Genomic DNA, 19,353 nt, shown 5'->3' on the forward strand with positions numbered 1-19,353 from the left:
CACCACTCTTGACCCACGACAATGCGCCCGCCCGGCCCTCATTTCTATAATCAGGCCCGTTTCTTCTTACTGGTAATAATCGATGGCTTATCAACTCAACATTAACTGGCCCGAGTTTTTAGAAAAATACTGGCAGAAACAGCCGGTGGTATTAAAAAACGCGTTTCCGGACTTCGTCGACCCGATTACTCCGGACGAGCTGGCCGGATTAGCCATGGAGCCGGAAGTCGACAGCCGGCTGGTCAGCCTGAAAAACGGCAAATGGCAGGCCAGCAATGGTCCTTTTGAACATTTCGACGGGCTGGGCGAAACCGGTTGGTCCCTGCTGGCCCAGGCGGTAAACCACTGGCATATGCCGGCCGCCGAGCTGGTGCGCCCGTTCCGCGTACTGCCGGACTGGCGCCTGGACGACCTGATGATCTCCTTCTCCGTCCCCGGCGGCGGTGTCGGCCCGCATATCGATCAGTATGACGTCTTTATTATTCAGGGCATGGGCAGCCGCCGGTGGCGCGTGGGTGACAAGCTGCCGATGCGTCAGTTCTGTCCGCATCCGGCACTGCTGCACGTCGATCCGTTCCCACCGATCATTGATGAAGATCTGCAGCCGGGCGACATCCTCTATATTCCACCGGGATTCCCGCACGACGGCATAACCCACGAAACCGCCCTGAACTACTCCGTCGGCTTCCGCGGGCCAAACGGCCGCGACCTGATCAGCAGCTTCGCCGACTATGTGCTGGAGAACGATCTCGGCGACGAGCACTACAGCGATCCGGACCTCACCTGCCGCGAGCATCCGGGCCGGGTTGAAGAGTATGAACTCGAACGTCTGCGCACCATGATGATCGATATGATTCGCCAGCCGGAAGATTTCAAGCAGTGGTTCGGCAGTTTCGTCACCACCCCGCGTCACGAGCTGGATATTGCGCCGGCGGAACCACCGTATGAAGAAGAGGAAGTGCTCGATGCGCTGCTGGGTGGTGAAAAGCTTTCCCGCCTGAGCGGCCTGCGCGTTCTGCATATCGGCGACAGCTTCTTCGTGCATAGCGAACAACTCGACACCACCGATGCCGAAGCGCTGGATGCGCTGTGTCGCTATACCTCATTAGGCCAGGAAGAGCTCGGCAGCGGCCTGCAGAATCCGGCGTTCGTGAGCGAACTGACGCGGCTGATTAATCAGGGCTACTGGTACTTCGAAGAGTAAGAGAGTCGCGATACTGCGGGCAGCCGCCTGGCGCTGCCCGGTTTCTTTTATGACTCATCGTCAGTAAAGAGCTGTTCAATCGATTTGGTCGGATAAAACAGTAAGTTACTATTTTCATCCACGAGCTGTATAAACCCCAGACGAAGATAGAATGCTTTAGCCTTCTCATTAAGGGCTTCAACAAACAATCCGTAGATACCAACGGCTTTAGACGCTCCCCACACCACTCGCATCGCATGGGCAACCAACATCTCTCCCCAGCCCTGCCCCTGAACAGATTTATCAATGGCCAGCCGCCCGAGGGTTACGCTTGGCGCATTTTGATACGGGATTTTCTTTTGCTGAGTTTTAGACGGCAACATGCCTCGCTCGAAACAACTCCCCGATAAGGTGTAATAACCCAGCAACCTGGGAACGGTATCCCCGGAGACCAGCGCATAACCCCTTAAGATTTGTCCATCGTGCTGCCGCTTGAGGTGCTCTTTTAAAAACGTATTCAGCGCTTCCTCGCCGCAATCAAATCCAGTGATATCGTAGCTGAACGCATCGGCAATCATCTCAATCGTCAGTTGCTGCTCCATTAGCTCTACCTTACCTGGTTTGTAGACGCTTCGCTGCACGTTTCAGTCGATCATTCGGGGCTGGCGGTTGGGTAATCGCCTCCATCACCAGGCTCCATGATTGCTCATTGAGGACCATTCTGCGGTGCTGCTCAATCACTTCCGCAGCACGTTCTGAGGCACTGGCAACCACAAACTGGGTAATCGTCTGATTCGAAATTGCCGCAGCTTCCTCGATGATGCTCTTATCATCATCGGTTAATCTCAAATCTATACGCTGCTTTTTAAGTGCGGGCATACGTTATCTCCGGCCTGTTGCAAACTTCATGTACGGTTATTTTCCGTACATTTAATATAGCGACAGAAAGCCACATACTCAACTATCACTCGCGGATTGCGCCTATTTCGGCAACACCACAATAAACCGCGTCGAGCGCAGATCGGACTGCGCCGCCACGCTGCCGTGGTGGGCTCCGACAATCGATTTCACAATCGCCAGGCCGATGCCGCTGCCCTCCCCTTTGCGCTGGCGCGAGGGGTCGACGCGATAGAAACGGTCAAACAGTCGTGGCAGATGTTCAGCGGCAATCGGCGTACCGGGGTTCTCCACCACCAGGCGTACCGTCTCCGCGCTTTCGCTCAACTGGATGGTCACCGCCTGGCCGGCCGGCGTGTAGCGGATCGCATTCGACAGCAGGTTGCTGATCGCTCGCCGCAGCATCAGCGGATCGCCAATCACCCGGCAGGGGCTACCGACAAAACGCAGCGCCACCGCCTTCTCTTCCGCCCACGCCTCGAAAAACTCAAACACCTTATGCACTTCATCGGCCAGATCCAGCGCCTGTTGCTCAGGGATCAGCTGGTTATTATCCGCCTGAGCAAGGAACAGCATATCGCTAACCATCCGCGACATCCGCGAGAACTCTTCGAGATTGGAATACAACACCTCTTCCAGCTCCTGCGGGCTGCGGCTCTGGCTTAAGGCGATTTCGGTTTGCGTCACCAGGTTGGTAATCGGCGTGCGGATTTCATGGGCTATATCGGCGGAGAAGTTGGACTGGCGGGTAAAGACATCCTCTATGCGCTCCAGCATATGGTTAAACGACAGCGCCAGCCGCTCCAGCTCGACAGGCACCGCCTGCGGGTCAAGGCGCACATCGAGATCCCGCGAGGTAATATTCTGGATCTGGCGACTGATCTGGCGGATCGGCTTATGCCCCTGGTAGACCACAAACAGCACGATGGCGATGATCAGCAAACTAATTATCGACGCCGCGGAGATCAGCTTCGCTTTCAGCTCATTAATATAGTGCAGGTGAAAATCGATGGATAAGGCCATCAGCAGGTGGTACGCCGGTTTACCGTCCGCCTGCTTGCCCAGCGGCAGCATGATCAGCCGCCAGGCGCGGGTTTCCAGTGGATGATTATCGTGCGCCATTGCCCGCGGCTGCGGGTCGGTCCATGAAATCACATTCCCGTCGCGGAGCTGCATCGCCAGCCCCGGCGTACTCAGTATATGGCTGAGATCCGGCCCGTTGGGCGACTGGAAGAGAATATTGCCCTGGCCATCGTCCAGGCAGATGAAGACGTTGGCGTAGCCCGCAATGATATTCCTCACGATCTCCAGCCGTCGCGCCGGCGGGTAGTCAGCGTGGTCGAGGACCGTCTCCAGGGTGGTGCTGAGCTGCCTGAGATCGTGAACGTCGCGCTCTTCAAAGTGGGCCTTCACCGAATGGATCATGATCCAGGTGAAGGCGAAGAAGGCAATGACGGTGGCGAGGCTAATAAAGAAGGTCAGCCGGGTGGCCAGGGAAAAGGGGCGCTTAGCGGCCATCCGGCACCTCAAGCATATAGCCGACGCCGCGCACGGTCTGGATCAGCTTCGGCTCGAAGTCGTTATCAATTTTGGCGCGCAGCCGCTTCACCGCCACGTCAATGGCGTTAGTGTCGCTGTCGAAGTTCATATCCCACACCTGCGAGGCAATTAACGACCGCGGCAGCACCTCGCCCTGATGACGCAGGAAGAACTCCAGCAGCGTGAATTCCTTACTGGTCAGGGTGATGCGGGTGGCGCCGCGCGTCACCTTGCGGCTGACCAAATCGACGCTGAGATCGGCCGCCTGAAACTGGCTTTCGACGATGACCGCCGCCCCGCGGCGCAGCAGAGTACGCACCCGCGCCAGCAGCTCCGCAAAGGCGAACGGTTTTACCAGATAGTCGTCAGCGCCCAGCTCCAGCCCCTTCACCCGATGCTCAATGGTGCCCAACGCGGTAAGCAGCAGGATCGGCATGCCTTTCCCGGCGGCGCGCAGCATGCGCACGATATCCCAACCGTTCACATCCGGCAGCATGATGTCGAGGATCAGCAGATCGTAATCGCTGGTCATCGCCAGGTGATAGCCGTTGAGGCCGTTATCGGCCAGGTCGACGACGAAGCCGGCCTCGGTGAGCCCTTTGGTCAGGTACTCTCCGGTTTTCTTCTCATCTTCGACAATCAAAATCTTCACGGCAGGCTCCTTCACGCGCGCTTTGTGCGGGTATTCAATTTTAGAGGAGCGCCTCCGGATAGCAATGAAATATCAGGAAAATGACAGCTTTGTCATTTTCCCGTCACGCCCTGAACAGAGCCCGCTACGTAAAGTAGCCGCCATGGATAAATCGTCGAAACTTCTGCCGCCATGCGTTCAATACAGCTACTTACCCTCAGCGTGATATTTGCCTTAACCGGCTGTCTGTCGCTAGCTCCGGACTACCAGCGCCCTATCGCGCCGGTGCCGCAGCAGTTCTCTCTCAGCCAGAACAAGCTGGTTACTGCAACAGCGGGCTACCAGGAGACCGGCTGGCGCACCTTTTTCGTCGACCCGCAGGTGAAAAGCCTGATTAGCACCGCGCTGACCAACAACCGCGATCTGCGGATGGCGACGCTGAAAGTGCAGGAAGCCCGCGCCCAGTACCGGGTAACCGACGCCGACCGCTACCCGCAGCTTAACGGTGACGGCAGCACCACCTATGGCGGCAAGCTCAAAGGCGACACCACCACCAGCAGCGATTATACCGCCGGCTTAAACCTCAGCTACGACCTCGATTTCTTTGGCCGGCTGAAAAACCTTAGCGAGGCCGACCGACAGAACTTCTTCGCCAGCGAAGAGGCGCGGCGCGCAGTGCATATCCTGTTGATTGCTAACGTTTCACAAAGCTACTTCAACCAGCGGCTGGCGGCAGCGCAGCTGCAGGTGGCCAACGATACCTTACAGAACTATCAGCAGTCTTACGCCTTCGTTGAAAAACAGCTGCTGACCGGGAGCACCACCGTGCTGGCGCTGGAACAGGCGCGCGGCATGATCGAAAGCACCCGCGCCGATATCGCCAAACGTCAGGGCCAGCTGGCGCAGGCCAATAACGCCCTGCAGCTGCTGCTCGGCAGCTATCAACATCTGCCGGACGATAGCGCCAGCAGCGCCGTGGACCTGCAAGGCGTAACCCTGCCGCCATCGCTCTCCTCAGCGATCCTCCTGCTGCGGCCAGATATTCTGGAAGCCGAACACAGCCTGCAAGCGGCCAACGCCAACATCGGCGCCGCGCGGGCGGCCTTCTTCCCGTCGATCACCCTGACCAGCTCGCTCTCCGGCAGCAGCAGCGAACTCTCCAGCCTGTTTAACGCCGGCGGCGCGATGTGGAACTTCATTCCCAAAATCGAACTGCCGATTTTCAACGCCGGGCGCAACCAGGCCAGCCTCGATCTGGCGGAGATCCGCCAGCAGCAGCAGGTGGTCAACTATGAACAAAAAATCCAGTCCGCCTTTAAAGAGGTGGCCGACGCGCTGGCCCTGCGCCAGAGCCTGGCCGATCAAATTGCCGCGCAGGAGCGCTATCTCGCCTCGCTGAATATAACCCTGCAGCGCGCCACTGCGCTCTATCGCCACGGCGCGGTCAGCTATATCGAAGTCCTGAGCGCCCAGCGCGATATTTTCACCACCCGACAAACCCTGCTGGAACTCAACTATTCCCGTCAGGCGAATGAAATCACCCTGTTCACCGCTCTCGGCGGCGGCTGGATGGAATAACCCAAGGAGTCCCGAACATGAATTCACTATCTAAAATCGCCCTGTTCACCCTGCTCTCTGGCGCGGTGTTCGCCGCCCAGGCCGCCGACCCGCACGCCGGCATGGCGATGCACGAGCAGCCCGCCGCCGCGCAGGCGCAAAGCATCCGCGGCAAAGGCGTCATTAAAACTATTGATATGGATAACAAAAAAATCACTATCGCCCACGAGGCCATCCCGGCGGTGAACTGGCCGCCGATGACCATGCGCTTCACCATCACCCCGCAGACGCAGCTCAACAATGTGAAGGATGGCGACAGCGTGGACTTCACCTTCGTTCAGCAGGGCAACCTGTCGCTGCTGCAGGATATTCGCGCCAACTAATGGCCCGGCGACGGTAAGCCCCTCAACGACTAAATGGACGACACATGGCATCCCTGACACTGAAAAATACGGCGCTGGTCCTCGGCAGCATGGTGATTGGCGGCGCGCTAACTGCGGCGCTGTACGCCCGATGGGCACCGACCCACGCTGCCGCTCCGGCGGCCGAGCAGCAGCGTAAAGTGCTGTTCTGGTACGACCCGATGTACCCGAACACCCGCTTCGATAAACCGGGTAAATCGCCGTTTATGGATATGGATCTGGTGCCGAAATACGCCGATGAGGAGCATGCCGCCGCCGGTGCGCCGGGGGTGCGTATCGACCCGACGCAGACCCAGAATCTTGGGGTGAAAACCGCCGCCGTCACCCGCGGGCCGCTGCGCTACGCTCAGACCTTCCCGGCCAATATCAGCTATAACGAGTACCAGTATGTAATTATGCAGGCGCGGGCGGCGGGCTTTATCAATAAAGTCTATCCGCTGACCGTCGGCGACAAAGTCAAGCAAGGCACACCGTTACTCGAGCTGACCATCCCCGACTGGGTGGAAGCGCAGAGCGAATATCTGTTGTTGCAGGAGACCGGGGGCACAGCCACCCAGGTCGAGGGGATCCTCGAACGCCTGCGCCTTGCCGGAATGCCGGATGACGATATCCGCCGCCTGAAAGCCACGCGCAAGATCCAGACCCGCTTTACCCTCAAAGCACCGATCGATGGCGTTATTACCGCCTTCGATCTGCGCGCCGGAATGAATATCGCCAAAGATAATGTGGTGGCGAAAATTCAGGGCATGGACCCGGTATGGGTCAGCGTGGCGGTCCCGGAATCCATCGCCTGGCTGATTAAAGACGCCTCGCAGTTCAGCATTCAGGTTCCCGCCTGGCCGGGCAAAACCTTCAGCATCAACAAATGGACCCTTCTCCCCAGCGTCGATAGCGCCACCCGCACCCTGCAGCTGCGCCTGCAGGTCAACAACCCGGATGAAGCGCTGAAGCCGGGGATGAACGCCTATCTGCAGCTGACCAGCGAAAGCGCCCCGATGCTGCTGATCCCCTCCAAAGCGCTGATCGACAGCGGCAACGAGCAGCGAGTGATCACCGTCGATAACGAGGGCCGCTTCGTGCCGAAAATCGTGCAGGTATTCCATGAGTCCAATGGCGTCACGGCCATTCGCAGCGGTCTGCAGGAGGGTGAGAAAGTCGTCGCCAGCGGCCTGTTCCTGATCGACTCGGAGGCCAATATCGCCGGCGCGCTGGAGCGCATGCGCGCGCAGGCCCCTGATGCCGCGGCCTCTGCCGCCCACGCGCACTAAGGAACGGAACCATGATTGAATGGATTATCCGCCGCTCAGTGGCCAACCGCTTCCTGGTGATGATGGCGGCGCTGTTTCTCAGCATCTGGGGGACCTGGACTATCGTCCACACCCCGGTAGACGCCCTGCCGGATCTCTCTGACGTACAGGTGATCGTCAAAACCCGCTATCCGGGGCAGGCGCCGCAGATCGTCGAAAACCAGGTCACCTGGCCGCTGACCACCACCATGCTGTCAGTCCCCGGCGCCAAAACGGTTCGCGGCTTCTCGCAGTTTGGCGACTCCTACGTATACGTGATTTTTGAAGACGGCACCGATCCTTACTGGGCGCGCTCGCGGGTGCTGGAGTATCTCAACCAGGTACAGGGCAAACTTCCCGCCGGGGTCAGCGCCGAAATGGGCCCGGACGCCACCGGCGTCGGCTGGGTCTTCGAGTACGCGCTGGTCGACCGCAGCGGCAAGCACGACCTCGCCGAACTGCGCTCCCTACAGGACTGGTTCTTAAAATATGAGCTGAAAACCATCCCTAACGTCTCGGAAGTGGCGTCGGTGGGCGGCGTGGTCAAGGAGTATCAGATTGTCGTCGACCCGATGAAGCTGACCCAGTACGGCATCAGCCTCGGCGAGGTGAAATCGGCGCTGGACGCCTCTAACCAGGAGGCGGGCGGCTCTTCCGTCGAACTGGCGGAAGCCGAATATATGGTGCGCGCCAGCGGCTACCTGCAGACGCTCGACGACTTCAAAAATATCGTGCTGAAGACCGGGGATAACGGCGTGCCGGTCTATCTCGGCGACGTCGCGCGGGTGCAGATCGGCCCGGAGATGCGCCGCGGAATCGCCGAGCTTAACGGCGAGGGCGAAGTCGCCGGCGGCGTGGTGATCCTGCGCTCCGGCAAGAACGCCCGCGAGGTGATCTCCTCGGTCAAAGCGAAGCTGGCGTCGCTGCAAAGCAGCCTGCCGGAAGGGGTGGAAGTGGTCACCACCTACGACCGCAGCCAGCTTATCGACCGCGCCATCGACAACCTCAGCTACAAGCTGCTGGAAGAGTTTATCGTCGTCGCCCTGGTCTGCGCCCTGTTCCTGTGGCACGTGCGCTCGGCGCTGGTGGCGATTATCTCGCTACCGCTCGGCCTGTGCTTCGCCTTTATCATGATGCATTTCCAGGGGCTCAACGCCAACATCATGTCGCTGGGCGGGATCGCCATTGCGGTGGGGGCGATGGTCGATGCCGCCATCGTGATGATTGAGAACGCCCATAAGCGGCTGGAGGAGTGGGAGCATCAGCACCCGGGAGAGAAGCTCAGCAACGACATCCGCTGGAAAATCATTACCGAGGCCTCGGTGGAGGTCGGCCCGGCGCTGTTTATCAGCCTGCTGATCATCACCCTGTCGTTTATCCCGATTTTCACCCTCGAAGGCCAGGAGGGCAAACTGTTCGGCCCGCTGGCCTTCACCAAAACCTGGTCGATGGCCGGGGCGGCGCTGCTGGCGATCGTGGTGATCCCGATCCTGATGGGCTTCTGGATCCGCGGCAGGATCCCAGCGGAGAACAGCAATCCGCTGAATCGCTTTTTGATCCGCATTTATCACCCGCTGCTGCTGAAGGTGCTGCACTGGCCGAAGACTACCCTGCTGATTGCGCTCCTGTCGATCCTGACGGTTGTCTGGCCGCTTAACCGGGTCGGCGGCGAGTTTCTGCCGCAGATCAACGAGGGCGATCTGCTGTATATGCCGTCCACGCTGCCGGGGATCTCCGCTGCGCAGGCGGCGGATATGCTGCAGAAAACCGATAAGCTGATCATGGCGGTGCCGGAAGTGGCCCGGGTGTTCGGCAAAACCGGCAAGGCTGAGACCGCCACCGACTCGGCGCCGCTGGAGATGGTGGAGACCACCATTCAGCTTAAGCCACAGGATCAGTGGCGGCCGGGGATGACCATGGAGAAGATCGTCGACGAGCTGGATAAAACCGTGCGTCTGCCAGGGCTGGCGAACCTGTGGGTGCCGCCGATCCGCAACCGCATCGACATGCTCTCCACCGGCATCAAGAGCCCGATCGGCATTAAGGTTTCCGGCACTAACCTGGCCGATATCGACGCCATCGCCGGGCAAATTGAAGGGGTGGCGCGCAGCGTGCCGGGAGTCACGTCGGCATTAGCCGAGCGGCTGGTCGGCGGGCGCTACCTCGACATTGATATTCAGCGCGAGAAGGCGGCCCGCTACGGGATGACCGTCGGCGATGTGCAGCTGTTTGTATCGTCCGCCATCGGCGGGGCGATGGTTGGCGAAACGGTAGAGGGCGTCGAGCGCTATCCGATCAACATCCGCTACCCGCAGAGCTATCGCGACAGCCCGGAGACCCTGCGCCAGCTGCCGATCCTCACGCCGCTGAAGCAACAGATTGTCCTCGGCGACGTGGCTGAGGTGAAAGTGGTCACCGGACCATCGATGCTGAAGACCGAGAACGCCCGCCCGACCAGTTGGATCTACATCGATGCCCGCGACCGCGACATGGTGTCGGTAGTGCACGATCTGCAGCAGGCCATCGGCAAGGAGGTGAAGCTGAAGCCGGGCATCAGTGTGTCCTACTCCGGGCAGTTTGAGCTGCTGGAGCGCGCCAATCAGAAGCTGAAGCTGATGGTGCCGATGACGCTAATGATTATCTTCGTGCTGCTGTATCTGGCGTTCCGCCGCGTCGGCGAAGCACTGCTGATTATCACCAGCGTGCCGTTCGCCCTTGTGGGCGGGATCTGGTTCCTCTACTGGATGGGGTTCCATCTGTCGGTGGCCACCGGTACCGGCTTTATCGCCCTCGCCGGGGTGGCGGCAGAATTTGGCGTGGTGATGCTGATGTACCTGCGCCACGCCATTGAGGCCGAGCCATCGCTGGAGAATCCGCAGACTTTCAGCGTCGATAAGCTCGACGAGGCGCTGTACCAGGGGGCGGTGCTGCGCGTGCGGCCGAAGGCGATGACCGTGGCGGTGATTATCGCCGGCCTGTTGCCGATTTTATGGGGCACCGGCGCCGGGTCGGAAGTGATGAGCCGTATCGCCGCGCCGATGATTGGCGGGATGATCACCGCCCCGCTGCTGTCGCTGTTTATCATTCCGGCGGCGTATAAGCTGATGTGGCTGTATCGGCATCGGGGCAAGCGTAGCCAATAGCCCGCCGCGTTTACGCCGGTCCGGGAAATTGGCTATAGTGGCGCCATTCTTCTGGCCGGCGTGAACGTCCCTATGAATCTGAACCTGGTATGTTATTCCCTGCTGCTGCTCACCGCCGTGGGCAGCGCCCTGCTGCCCTACCCGCTGGCGATGTGGTTTTTACTGAGCAGCCTTCTGACATGGCTTATCTATGGCGCCGACAAGCTGGCGGCGCGCAAAGCCTGGCGCCGGGTGCCGGAAACCACGCTGCTGGTGCTGGGCCTGGCGGGAGGCTGGCCGGGGGCCATCCTCGGCCAGCAGTGCTTTCGCCATAAAACGCAAAAGCAGCCCTTCCGGACGTGGTTTTTCATCAGCGTGGCGCTCAACGTGGCGGCGCTGGCCGGGCTGTACGTGGTTTATACCCATCTGCTCAGCCGCTAAGCGGCGAGGCTAGCGCGGCGTCTGGCGGATCCACACCAGGCGATCGACGTCAAAGCCCAGCTCGCGCGCGGTATTCAGGTAATCCTGCTTCACCGCCGCCGGAATGGTGGGGGTGCGCGACAGGATCCACAGATAGTCACGGTTGGGGCCGCTGACCAGCGCGTACTGGTAGTCGTCGTCCAGGCGGATCACGTTATAGCCGCCGTAGAATGGCCCGAAGAACGACACCTTCAGCGCCGCGGTGGTGGGGGCGCCGGTGAAATAGGCTTTCCCGTCGCTCTCATTCCAGCGTTTTTTGACCGGGTCATAACCGCGGTTGACGACGCTGATCCCCCCATCGCTGCGGGCGCCGTAGGTGGCGGTCACCTGCTCCAGGCCTCGCTCGAAGCGATTCTCCAGGCGAGCGACCTCATACCATTTTCCAAGGTACCGGCTGGCGTCAAACCCGCTAATCGGCTGAACGCCTTTCGGCGGCGTGGGCGATTTACAGGCCACCAGGGTTAACGCGATAGCGACGCCAGTGACAACAGGCCATAGCTTCATGAGAACTCCTTTCATTTACGCGGTTGGGGAAAGTGTAGTGTAAAGCCACTACACTTCACGCCAGCCGTCGTGATTCGTAGTATATTGAGAATATTCTTTGTTAACAGGTGGCCTCCATGCCTTACTCCATCGGCGAATTTGCCCGACTATGCGGGATAAATGCGACCACGCTTCGCGCCTGGCAGCGCCGCTACGGCCTGCTTAAGCCGCTGCGCACCGATGGTGGACACCGTCTGTACAGCGATGACGACGTCCAGCAGGCGCTGAAGATCCTCGACTGGGTGAAAAAAGGGGTGCCGGTCAGCCAGGTGAAACCCCTGCTGTCGCGCCCCGGCGCGCGGCGCACCAATAACTGGCTGACGCTGCAGGAGACCATGCTGCAGCGGCTGAAAGAGGGAAAAATCGAGTCCCTGCGCCAGCTGATCTACGACGCCGGGCGCGAATATCCGCGCCAGGAGCTGGTAACCGAAGTGCTGCGTCCGCTGCGCAGCCAGGTCTCCGCCAACGTGCCGGCCATCATGACGCTGCGCGAAATTCTCGACGGCATCATCATCGCCTATACCTCGTTTTGCCTCGAAGGCGACAAGAAGGCGCCCGGGGACAACTTTCTGATCACCGGCTGGCACCTGACCGACGCCTGCGAAATCTGGCTTGAGGCGCTCAAACGTACCGGCCAGGGCCATCGCATCGACGTTCTGCCGGTGCCTCCCGCCGCCCTGGCGCCGGAGATTTTCCCCCAGCGCAACTGGCTGCTGGTTACCAGCGGCAAACTTTCTGCCGCCCGCCAGAGGCAGGTCGAACTCTGGCAGCAGCAGGTCGTCTCCCTCGAGATAATTCCGCTCTAACCCCCCTGTTTTAACCTACATCCCCTCTCTGAGACGCCAGCGCCCGGTGGCGCGGCGGGCTCACGCTTGCCCTTTGCGCCACCCGCGATTTTCACTCCTTAAAACACCAATCATAACAACATGATTTTTAACGTAAATAAAATATATTTTTCTACAAACTTGGACAAATAATTTTATTTGTGTAAGTTTTAAGTATGCCATTACGCTACCGTATCTAGCCAGGATGTGATCCATGAGCACCTCGCCGTCCGTGATTCGTCGTTTCGTTGAGTACTACGCCGGGCTGGACGCGCAGCCGCCCGCGGCGCTGGCCGCGCTGTACCATCCGGACGCCACGCTGAGCGATCCTTTTGGTCAGCATCAGGGGCTGTTCGCCATTCAGCGCTACTTTACCCATCTGCTGGCCAACGTGGAGCAGTGCCGGTTCACCATCGACACGCCGCTTTGCGACGGCCAGCGGTTCGCCGTGACCTGGACCATGCACTGGTCGCATCCGCGCATTGCCGGTGGAGAAACCCTGGCCCTGCCGGGCTGCTCGATGGTGGACATCGCCGGGGAGCAGGTTCTCCATCAGCGCGACTACTACGACGCCGGGGAGATGATCTACGAGCATCTTCCCCTGCTGGGCTGGGCGGTACGCGGCGTGAAGCGGAGGGTGCGCTCATGATGACGGTGCTCATCACCGGCGCCAGCTCCGGGATCGGCGCCGGCCTGGCGAAATCCTTCGCGGCGGATGGCCATCTGGTCATCGCCTGCGGGCGCGATGCGTCGCGCCTGGCAGCGCTCCAGCAGCTCAGCCCCAACATCAGCGTACGCCTGTTCGATATGACAGACAGGGACGCCTGTCGCCAGGCGCTGACAGGCTGTTTTGCCGACCTGATCATTCTCTGCGCCGGGACCTGCGAATACCTCGACCACGGACAGGTGGATGCCGCCCTCGTGGAGCGGGTGATGGCCACCAACTTCCTCGGGCCGGTGAACTGCCTGGCGGCGCTGCAGACGCAGCTGGAGGCTGGCGATCGGGTGGTGCTGGTCAGCTCCATGGCGCACTGGCTGCCCTTCCCGCGCGCGGAAGCCTATGGCGCCTCCAAGGCGGCGCTGACCTGGTTTGCCAATAGCCTGCGTCTGGACTGGGAGCCGAAAGGGGTGGCCGTCACGGTGGTCTCTCCGGGCTTCGTCGACACCCCGCTGACGCGCCAAAACGACTTCGCCATGCCCGGCCGGGTGAGCGTGGATCGGGCGGTGGCGGCGATCCGCCATGGCCTGGCGAAGGGAAAAAACCACATCGCCTTCCCCACCGGTTTCAGCCTGGCCCTGCGTCTGCTGGCCAGTCTGCCATCGGGTATCCAGCGCCTGCTGTTGCGCAGGATGGTGCGCTCATGAATATCGCCATCATCGGCAGCGGCATCGCCGGGCTGACCTGCGCCTGGCGACTGGCCGGACACCATCAGGTAACGCTGTTCGAAGCGGGCGCCACGCCGGGCGGCCACACCGCCACCGTGGATGTCGCCACGCCGCAGGGCACCTGGGCCATCGATACCGGATTTATCGTCTACAACGATCGCACCTATCCGCGCTTTATGGGTCTGCTCAGCGAGCTGGGGATCGGCGGGCAAAAAACGCAGATGAGCTTCTCGGTCCACAACCCGGCCAGCGGCCTGGAATACAACGGCCACAGCCTGACCTCGCTTTTCGCCCAGCGGCGCAATCTGCTGAAGCCGGCCTTCTGGGGACTGCTGAGCGAGATCGTCCGCTTCAACCGGCTGGCGAAACTGGCGCTGACCGAGGCGCTGGATCCAGGCGCGACGCTGGAGAGCTTCCTCACCCGCCACCGTTTCAGCCCCTTCTTCGCCCGCCACTATATTCTGCCGATGGGGGCGGCCATCTGGTCGTCGTCGCTGCAGGAGATGCGCCGCTTCCCGCTGCCGCTGTTTTTGCGCTTCTTTGAAAACCACGGTCTGCTGGATATTCGCGATCGCCCGCAATGGTACGTGGTGCCCGGCGGATCGCGGGAGTACGTTCGCGCCCTGCTCGCCAGGCTCGGCGATCGTCTGGACCTGCGGCTCAACGCGCCGGTGCAGCAGGTGGACCGCCACCCGGCGGGTGTCACCCTGCGGCTGGCGTCCGGGGAGGCGCATTTTGACCAGGTTATTTTCGCCTGCCACTCCGCGCAGGCCCTGGCGATGCTGGCGGCGCCCACCGATTCCGAACGTGAAATCCTCGGGGACATCGGCTGGCAGCGTAACGAGGTGGTGTTGCACAGCGATCCGCGCTGGCTGCCGGAGCGCCAGCGCGCCTGGGCCAGCTGGAACTATCGCCTGAGCGACGGGGATCGGGCCCGGGCCTGCGTCACCTACAACATGAATATTCTCCAGGGGCTGCCCGCAGGCGCGCCGCTGTTCTGCGTCACCCTGAACCCGGACGCGCCGGTGGACGATCGCTACGTCTGGCAGCGCTTCGTCTATGAGCATCCGCTGTTTAATCCGCAAAGCTGGTCGGCCCAGCTGCGGCGCGAAGAGATTAACGGCCAGCAGCGGAGCTGGTACTGCGGGGCCTACTGGTACAACGGCTTTCATGAGGATGGGGTGCGCAGCGCGCTCGACGTGGTGCAGGGCATCGCCGCGGCGGAGGGCAACTGAAATGAACAGCTGCCTCTATCAGGGCGTCCTGCGCCACCGTCGCCTGCAGCCGAAGGCGCACCACTTCGTCTACCGCCTGTTTATGGCCTGGCTCGACCTCGACGAACTGGACAGGCTGCCTGAGGCGGGTATCCGTCGCAACCGCCTGGCCGCCGCCGCCTGGTACGACGCCGATTATCCGCTGGGCGCGCCGCTGAAGGCCGAAGTGCTGAACCGGCTGGAGATCCTGACCGGCTGCCGCCCGGCGGGACGCGTGATGCTCCTGACCCAGCTGCGCTACTTCGGCTTCCATTTTAATCCGGTCAACTTTTACTACTGCTATGACGAAGCCGACACCCTGCGCTGGGTGCTGGCCGAAGTGCGCAACACGCCGTGGAATGAGCGTCATTACTACGCGGTGGACGGCCAGCAGGCGCGCCCGCTGGAGAAAGCCTTTCACGTTTCGCCGTTTAACCCGATGGACATGGTCTATCACTGGCGCTTCAACGCACCCGGCAAAACGCTGCACATGCATATTGAAAACCATCAGGCCAGCAAGGTGTTCGACGCCACGCTGGCCCTGAGCCGCGTGCCATTGACCCGCGCCAACCTGCGCGGGCTGCTGCTGCGTCTGCCGCTGATGACCCTGAAAACCGTCCTCGCCATCTACTGGCAGGCGCTGCGGCTATGGCTGAAGCGCGTGCCGCTGTACAACCATCCTGTCAGCAGGAGTGAACGCTCATGACCGATCCCGTCTTTGCGCTTGAACCCGATGTGCCGCGCAACGTGCGGCTCGCGCGCTGGCTGCTTTTTCGTCTGTTGAGTGGCCTCCGCGAAGGCTCGCTCACCGTGCGCGAAGGGGCGCAGACTTTTCATTTTGGCGACCCCGCCGCCGCGCTGCGCGCCGAGGCGCGGGTCTGCACGCCGGAGGTGTACTGGCGTCTGCTGACCGGCGGCAGCCTGGCGGCGGCCGAGGCCTGGATGGACGGCGACTGGGAGAGCCACCAGCTGACGGCGCTGCTGCAGATCCTTGCGCGCAACGGCGAGGTGCTGGGGCGTCTGGAGCGCGGCTTCCGTCTGCTGGGCAAGCCCGTCGCCCGCCTGCGCCACTGGACCCGCCGCAACACCCGCGCCCAGGCGCGGGAGAACATCGCCGCCCATTACGACCTCGGCAACGAATTTTATGCCCATTTTCTGGATGACGACCTGCTCTACTCCAGCGCGCTGTTTACCGATGACCAGCAGGATCTGACCCAGGCCCAGCGGGCCAAGATGGCGCGCCTGTGCGACCAGCTGGCGCTCACTCCCGGCGATCATCTGCTGGAGATTGGCACCGGCTGGGGGGCGCTGGCCGAGTACGCCGCCCGCCATTACGGCTGCCGGGTCACCACCACCACCCTTTCCCGGGAGCAGCACCGCTGGGCTACCGAGCGCATGGCCCGCGCCGGGCTGCAGGATCGCGTCGAGGTGCTGCTCTGCGACTACCGCGATCTGCGCGGCGAGTACGACAAACTGGTGTCGGTGGAGATGATTGAGGCGGTGGGCCAGCGCTACCTCCCGGCCTTCTTCCGCACCTGCCAGGCGCGCCTGCGCCCGGGCGGTAAAATGGCCCTGCAGGCGATCACCATTCAGGATCAGCGCTATCGCGACTACAGCAAAAGCGTCGATTTTATCCAGCGCTACATCTTCCCGGGCGGCTTTTTGCCCAGCATCACGGCAATGAGCGAGCTGATGACCCGCCATACCGATTTTGTGGTGCGCAACCTGTTCGACATGGGCCCGGACTATGCCCGCACGCTGGCGCACTGGCGGCAGCGTTTTACCCACGCCTGGCAGGATATTGAAAAGCTCGGCTTCGATGAGCGCTTCCGCCGGATGTGGCTCTACTACTTCGGCTATTGCGAAGCCGGATTTAACGCCCGCACCATCAGCGTGGTGCAGCTCACCGCGGAGCGGGTATGACACGCCCGGCGCAGCACTTGCTGATGGCCCTCGCGTTCGATGTTTACTGGACGCTGGTGGTGATGTTGCGCGAGCGCGGTCTGCTGATCTGGCTGACGCTGGCCATCTTCGCCTGGCTGCGGTTGCCGGCGACCAGTCGTCCGCCCGCCCTGCTGCTGGCCGCGGCGGGCTGCGGGCTGGACGCCTGCTGGGCGCTGGCGGGGCTGATTGATTTTCGCGGCGACAGCCTGCTGCCCCTGTGGATGGTGGCCCTGTGGCTGATGTTCGCCGTCGTCTGGACCCGACTGACCCGCACCGCGACGCTTCCCGGCTGGGTGCTGGCCACGGCGGCGACCCTCGGCGGCCCGGTGGCCTACCTGATCGGCGCTCGCCTCGGAGCCATGACCCTGCTGGTGCCGACGGCGCTTGCTGTGGCCGCCATGGCCTGCGGCTGGCTGGTGATCATGCTGCTGTTCCATCTGGGGATGGGGAGGCAAAAATGAGATTCGCCCTGTTACTGCTATGGCTGACCGTCCTCGCCCCGGCGGCCCACGCCGCCGACTGGCTGGCGTGGCGCCGCGTCGGCGAGGCGACCCTCACCTGGGGGCCGTTCACCGTCTATCACTCACAGCTGCGCACGCCCAATGGTCGGTATGACGGCCCGCAGCAGGATCGGGCGCTGATCATCACCTACCAGCGCGACATCGATCGCGAGGCGCTGGTGGACGCCACCCGCGACCAGTGGCAGGCACAGGGCATTCTGCAACAGGAACCGCGTAGCGAAGCCTGGCTGCGCATGCTGCAGGGGATCTGGCCGGACGTCGCGCCGGGCAGCCAGCTGGCGTTCGTGGTCCGCGGCGGCGAGGGGCAGTTCTGGTACCGCGCCAGCGCCGCACAGACCGCCTTTACCCCGCTCGGCCCGCGCCAGTCGGCGGCGTTCAGCACCCGCTTTCTCGCCATCTGGCTCGATCCACGCACCACTTATCCCGAACTGCGTCAGCAGTTGATCGGAGGTACACCATGAAACGCATTCTGACCCTTGGCCTGGCGCTGCTGATGCTGATGCTCGCCGGCTGCAGTACCGAGGTCACCGAATACCGGCAGCAGCAGCCCGCCCTCGACATCTTTCACTATTTTCAGGGCCGAACCGAGGCGTGGGGGATGGTGCAGGATCGCAACGGCAAGCAGCTGCGCCGCTTCCATGTTGAGATCGATGGCGACGNNTCATTGGGATCAGCGGATGTTTAACCGGCTCAGCCGTGCGATTCGACGGCGGGCATAAGCGTATGGGCTTTGTGATGGATGAGCTCGCGCAGTGGGTGGCGTTTAAGCCCGTCTGCCCGGAGATGGCGATCGGCCTGCCCGTTCCCCGCCCGGCGCTCCGCCTGGTGCAGACCCCGGCCGGGGAGATCCGCATGCGCTTCAGCCACGCCCCGCACGAGGATGTGACGGAGAAGATGGCTGATTTCGCCAGCGCCCACCTCGCAACCCTGAGCGAGCTGTCGGGCTTTATCGTCTGCGCCAAATCGCCGAGCTGCGGAATGGAGCGCGTGCGGTTGTACGATGAAAAAGGCAATCGCGGGCGTAAGGAAGGCGTGGGGCTGTTTACCGGCGCCCTGATGGCGCGCTACCCGTGGCTGCCGGTGGAAGAGGATGGCCGGCTGCACGATCCGCTGCTGCGGGAGAATTTTGTCGAGCGCGTTTTCGCCCTGCATGAACTCAACGCCCTGCGCGCCCGCGGCCTGACCCGCCACAGCCTGCTGGCCTTTCACAGCCGCTACAAGCTGCAACTGCTGGCTCATCACCAGGCGGGCTACCGGGAGATCGGCCCGTTCGTCGCCTCGCTGCATGAATGGGAGGATCTGGAGGCGTTCTTCGAGGTTTACCGCGAGAAGCTGATGGCGATCCTCAAGCAGCCCGCCTCGCGGAAAAACCACACCAACGTGCTGATGCATATTCAGGGTTATTTCCGCGACCAGCTAAACAGCCGCCAGCGCGGCGAGCTGCGGGAGGTGATCCTCAACTATCGCGCCGGGCTGCTGCCGATCCTCGCCCCGCTGACGCTGCTTAAGCACTATCTGGCCGAGTATCCGGATCGCTACCTGCAGGCGCAGAACTATTTTGATCCCTACCCGCAGGATCTGGCCCTGCGCCTGACGGTGAACTGAGGGAGTTGGCCTGGGCCAGCTGCCCGGCGGCGCTGCGCTTGCCGGGCCTACGGGGGTATGAGCCTGCGGGAAGGAACGTAGGCCGGATAAGGCATTGATGCCGGCATCCGGCACTACCGCGGGTACGGCGCCTGACCGCCCGGCGGCGCTGCGCTTGCCG

General features: G+C 61.8%; 20 protein-coding genes and 1 pseudogene. 16 read left to right on the forward strand and 5 right to left on the reverse strand.

All coding sequences use genetic code 11. The features are described 5' to 3' along the window. Positions 1–82: 82 nt before the first annotated feature. Complete coding sequence (locus KHQ28_RS21470) at positions 83–1,204, forward strand: cupin domain-containing protein (protein ID WP_004214138.1); 1,122 nt, start codon at positions 83–85, stop codon at positions 1,202–1,204. Positions 1,205–1,251: 47 nt separating this feature from the next. On the opposite strand, the gene kacT is transcribed toward KHQ28_RS21470, so the two are convergent. The 4 genes from kacT to cusR form a co-directional block, all read right to left on the reverse strand. Then, on the reverse strand, positions 1,252–1,785 hold the full coding sequence (gene kacT / locus KHQ28_RS21475; protein ID WP_004178461.1) for a type II toxin-antitoxin system toxin KacT: 534 nt from the start codon (positions 1,783–1,785) through the stop codon (positions 1,252–1,254). A 10-nt stretch (positions 1,786–1,795) separates the two neighbouring features. Next, positions 1,796–2,062: a type II toxin-antitoxin system antitoxin KacA gene (kacA, locus tag KHQ28_RS21480; RefSeq protein WP_002887278.1), complete on the reverse strand. Its 267-nt coding sequence runs from the start codon at positions 2,060–2,062 to the stop codon at positions 1,796–1,798. A gap of 102 nt (positions 2,063–2,164) precedes the next feature. Beyond that, positions 2,165–3,598: a Cu(+)/Ag(+) sensor histidine kinase gene (locus KHQ28_RS21485; RefSeq protein ID WP_032418099.1), complete on the reverse strand. Its 1,434-nt coding sequence runs from the start codon at positions 3,596–3,598 to the stop codon at positions 2,165–2,167. After that, positions 3,588–4,271, reverse strand: coding sequence for a copper response regulator transcription factor CusR (gene cusR, locus KHQ28_RS21490; protein ID WP_002887273.1), 684 nt, complete (start codon positions 4,269–4,271; stop codon positions 3,588–3,590). The genes KHQ28_RS21485 and cusR overlap by 11 nt, the downstream gene beginning before the upstream one ends. 171 nt (positions 4,272–4,442) lie before the next feature. Here cusR and KHQ28_RS21495 point away from each other — a divergent pair, with 171 nt between their 5' ends. The 5 genes from KHQ28_RS21495 to KHQ28_RS21515 all read left to right on the forward strand — a co-directional run bounded on the left by KHQ28_RS21495 (position 4,443) and on the right by KHQ28_RS21515 (position 11,078). Beyond that, positions 4,443–5,828: an efflux transporter outer membrane subunit gene (locus KHQ28_RS21495; RefSeq protein ID WP_032418101.1), complete on the forward strand. Its 1,386-nt coding sequence runs from the start codon at positions 4,443–4,445 to the stop codon at positions 5,826–5,828. Positions 5,829–5,845: 17 nt separating this feature from the next. Further along, positions 5,846–6,190: a cation efflux system protein CusF gene (gene cusF / locus KHQ28_RS21500; protein WP_032418103.1), complete on the forward strand. Its 345-nt coding sequence runs from the start codon at positions 5,846–5,848 to the stop codon at positions 6,188–6,190. A gap of 44 nt (positions 6,191–6,234) precedes the next feature. Then, complete coding sequence (locus KHQ28_RS21505) at positions 6,235–7,497, forward strand: efflux RND transporter periplasmic adaptor subunit (protein WP_032418105.1); 1,263 nt, start codon at positions 6,235–6,237, stop codon at positions 7,495–7,497. An 11-nt stretch (positions 7,498–7,508) separates the two neighbouring features. Beyond that, a complete protein-coding gene (locus KHQ28_RS21510; RefSeq protein WP_032418107.1) occupies positions 7,509–10,658 on the forward strand; it encodes a CusA/CzcA family heavy metal efflux RND transporter in 3,150 nt (1,049 codons plus the stop codon). A 72-nt stretch (positions 10,659–10,730) separates the two neighbouring features. Beyond that, positions 10,731–11,078, forward strand: coding sequence for a DUF1294 domain-containing protein (locus KHQ28_RS21515; RefSeq protein ID WP_004222358.1), 348 nt, complete (start codon positions 10,731–10,733; stop codon positions 11,076–11,078). A 9-nt stretch (positions 11,079–11,087) separates the two neighbouring features. Here KHQ28_RS21515 and KHQ28_RS21520 read toward each other — a convergent pair whose 3' ends face one another. Beyond that, positions 11,088–11,621: a lipocalin family protein gene (locus KHQ28_RS21520; protein ID WP_002887259.1), complete on the reverse strand. Its 534-nt coding sequence runs from the start codon at positions 11,619–11,621 to the stop codon at positions 11,088–11,090. A 116-nt stretch (positions 11,622–11,737) separates the two neighbouring features. Between KHQ28_RS21520 and KHQ28_RS21525 the strand changes: the two genes are divergently transcribed. The 10 genes and pseudogenes from KHQ28_RS21525 (at position 11,738) to KHQ28_RS21570 (ending at position 19,193) form a co-directional block, all read left to right on the forward strand. Further along, a complete protein-coding gene (locus tag KHQ28_RS21525) occupies positions 11,738–12,466 on the forward strand; it encodes a MerR family transcriptional regulator (protein ID WP_004192228.1) in 729 nt (242 codons plus the stop codon). A 232-nt stretch (positions 12,467–12,698) separates the two neighbouring features. Continuing rightward, positions 12,699–13,133, forward strand: a complete 435-nt coding sequence (locus tag KHQ28_RS21530) for a nuclear transport factor 2 family protein (RefSeq protein WP_004177572.1) — start codon at positions 12,699–12,701, stop codon at positions 13,131–13,133. Continuing rightward, the gene (locus KHQ28_RS21535; protein WP_032418111.1) at positions 13,130–13,849 is read left to right on the forward strand and encodes an SDR family NAD(P)-dependent oxidoreductase; all 720 of its coding nucleotides are present in this window, start codon (positions 13,130–13,132) and stop codon (positions 13,847–13,849) included. The genes KHQ28_RS21530 and KHQ28_RS21535 overlap by 4 nt, the downstream gene beginning before the upstream one ends. Further along, on the forward strand, positions 13,846–15,105 hold the full coding sequence (locus KHQ28_RS21540) for an NAD(P)/FAD-dependent oxidoreductase (protein ID WP_032418113.1): 1,260 nt from the start codon (positions 13,846–13,848) through the stop codon (positions 15,103–15,105). The genes KHQ28_RS21535 and KHQ28_RS21540 overlap by 4 nt, the downstream gene beginning before the upstream one ends. A gap of 1 nt (position 15,106) precedes the next feature. After that, entirely contained in the window at positions 15,107–15,829 is a 723-nt protein-coding gene (locus KHQ28_RS21545) for a DUF1365 domain-containing protein (RefSeq protein WP_032418115.1), read from the forward strand. Beyond that, the gene (locus KHQ28_RS21550) at positions 15,826–17,046 is read left to right on the forward strand and encodes a cyclopropane-fatty-acyl-phospholipid synthase family protein (protein ID WP_032418117.1); all 1,221 of its coding nucleotides are present in this window, start codon (positions 15,826–15,828) and stop codon (positions 17,044–17,046) included. The genes KHQ28_RS21545 and KHQ28_RS21550 overlap by 4 nt, the downstream gene beginning before the upstream one ends. Then, positions 17,043–17,528, forward strand: coding sequence for a DUF2878 domain-containing protein (locus tag KHQ28_RS21555; RefSeq protein ID WP_004178441.1), 486 nt, complete (start codon positions 17,043–17,045; stop codon positions 17,526–17,528). The genes KHQ28_RS21550 and KHQ28_RS21555 overlap by 4 nt, the downstream gene beginning before the upstream one ends. After that, positions 17,525–18,049, forward strand: a complete 525-nt coding sequence (locus tag KHQ28_RS21560; protein ID WP_004178438.1) for a hypothetical protein — start codon at positions 17,525–17,527, stop codon at positions 18,047–18,049. The genes KHQ28_RS21555 and KHQ28_RS21560 overlap by 4 nt, the downstream gene beginning before the upstream one ends. Beyond that, positions 18,046–18,246, forward strand: a pseudogene (locus KHQ28_RS21565) (DUF3833 family protein); the annotation flags it as partial. The gene KHQ28_RS21560 and the pseudogene KHQ28_RS21565, both read left to right, overlap by 4 nt. A 5-nt stretch (positions 18,247–18,251) precedes the next feature. Beyond that, complete coding sequence (locus KHQ28_RS21570) at positions 18,252–19,193, forward strand: YbgA family protein (RefSeq protein WP_211777677.1); 942 nt, start codon at positions 18,252–18,254, stop codon at positions 19,191–19,193. Positions 19,194–19,353: the final 160 nt, after the last annotated feature.

The sequence above is a fragment of the Klebsiella sp. 28 genome (assembly GCF_018223905.1).
Classification (GTDB): domain Bacteria; phylum Pseudomonadota; class Gammaproteobacteria; order Enterobacterales; family Enterobacteriaceae; genus Klebsiella; species Klebsiella pneumoniae.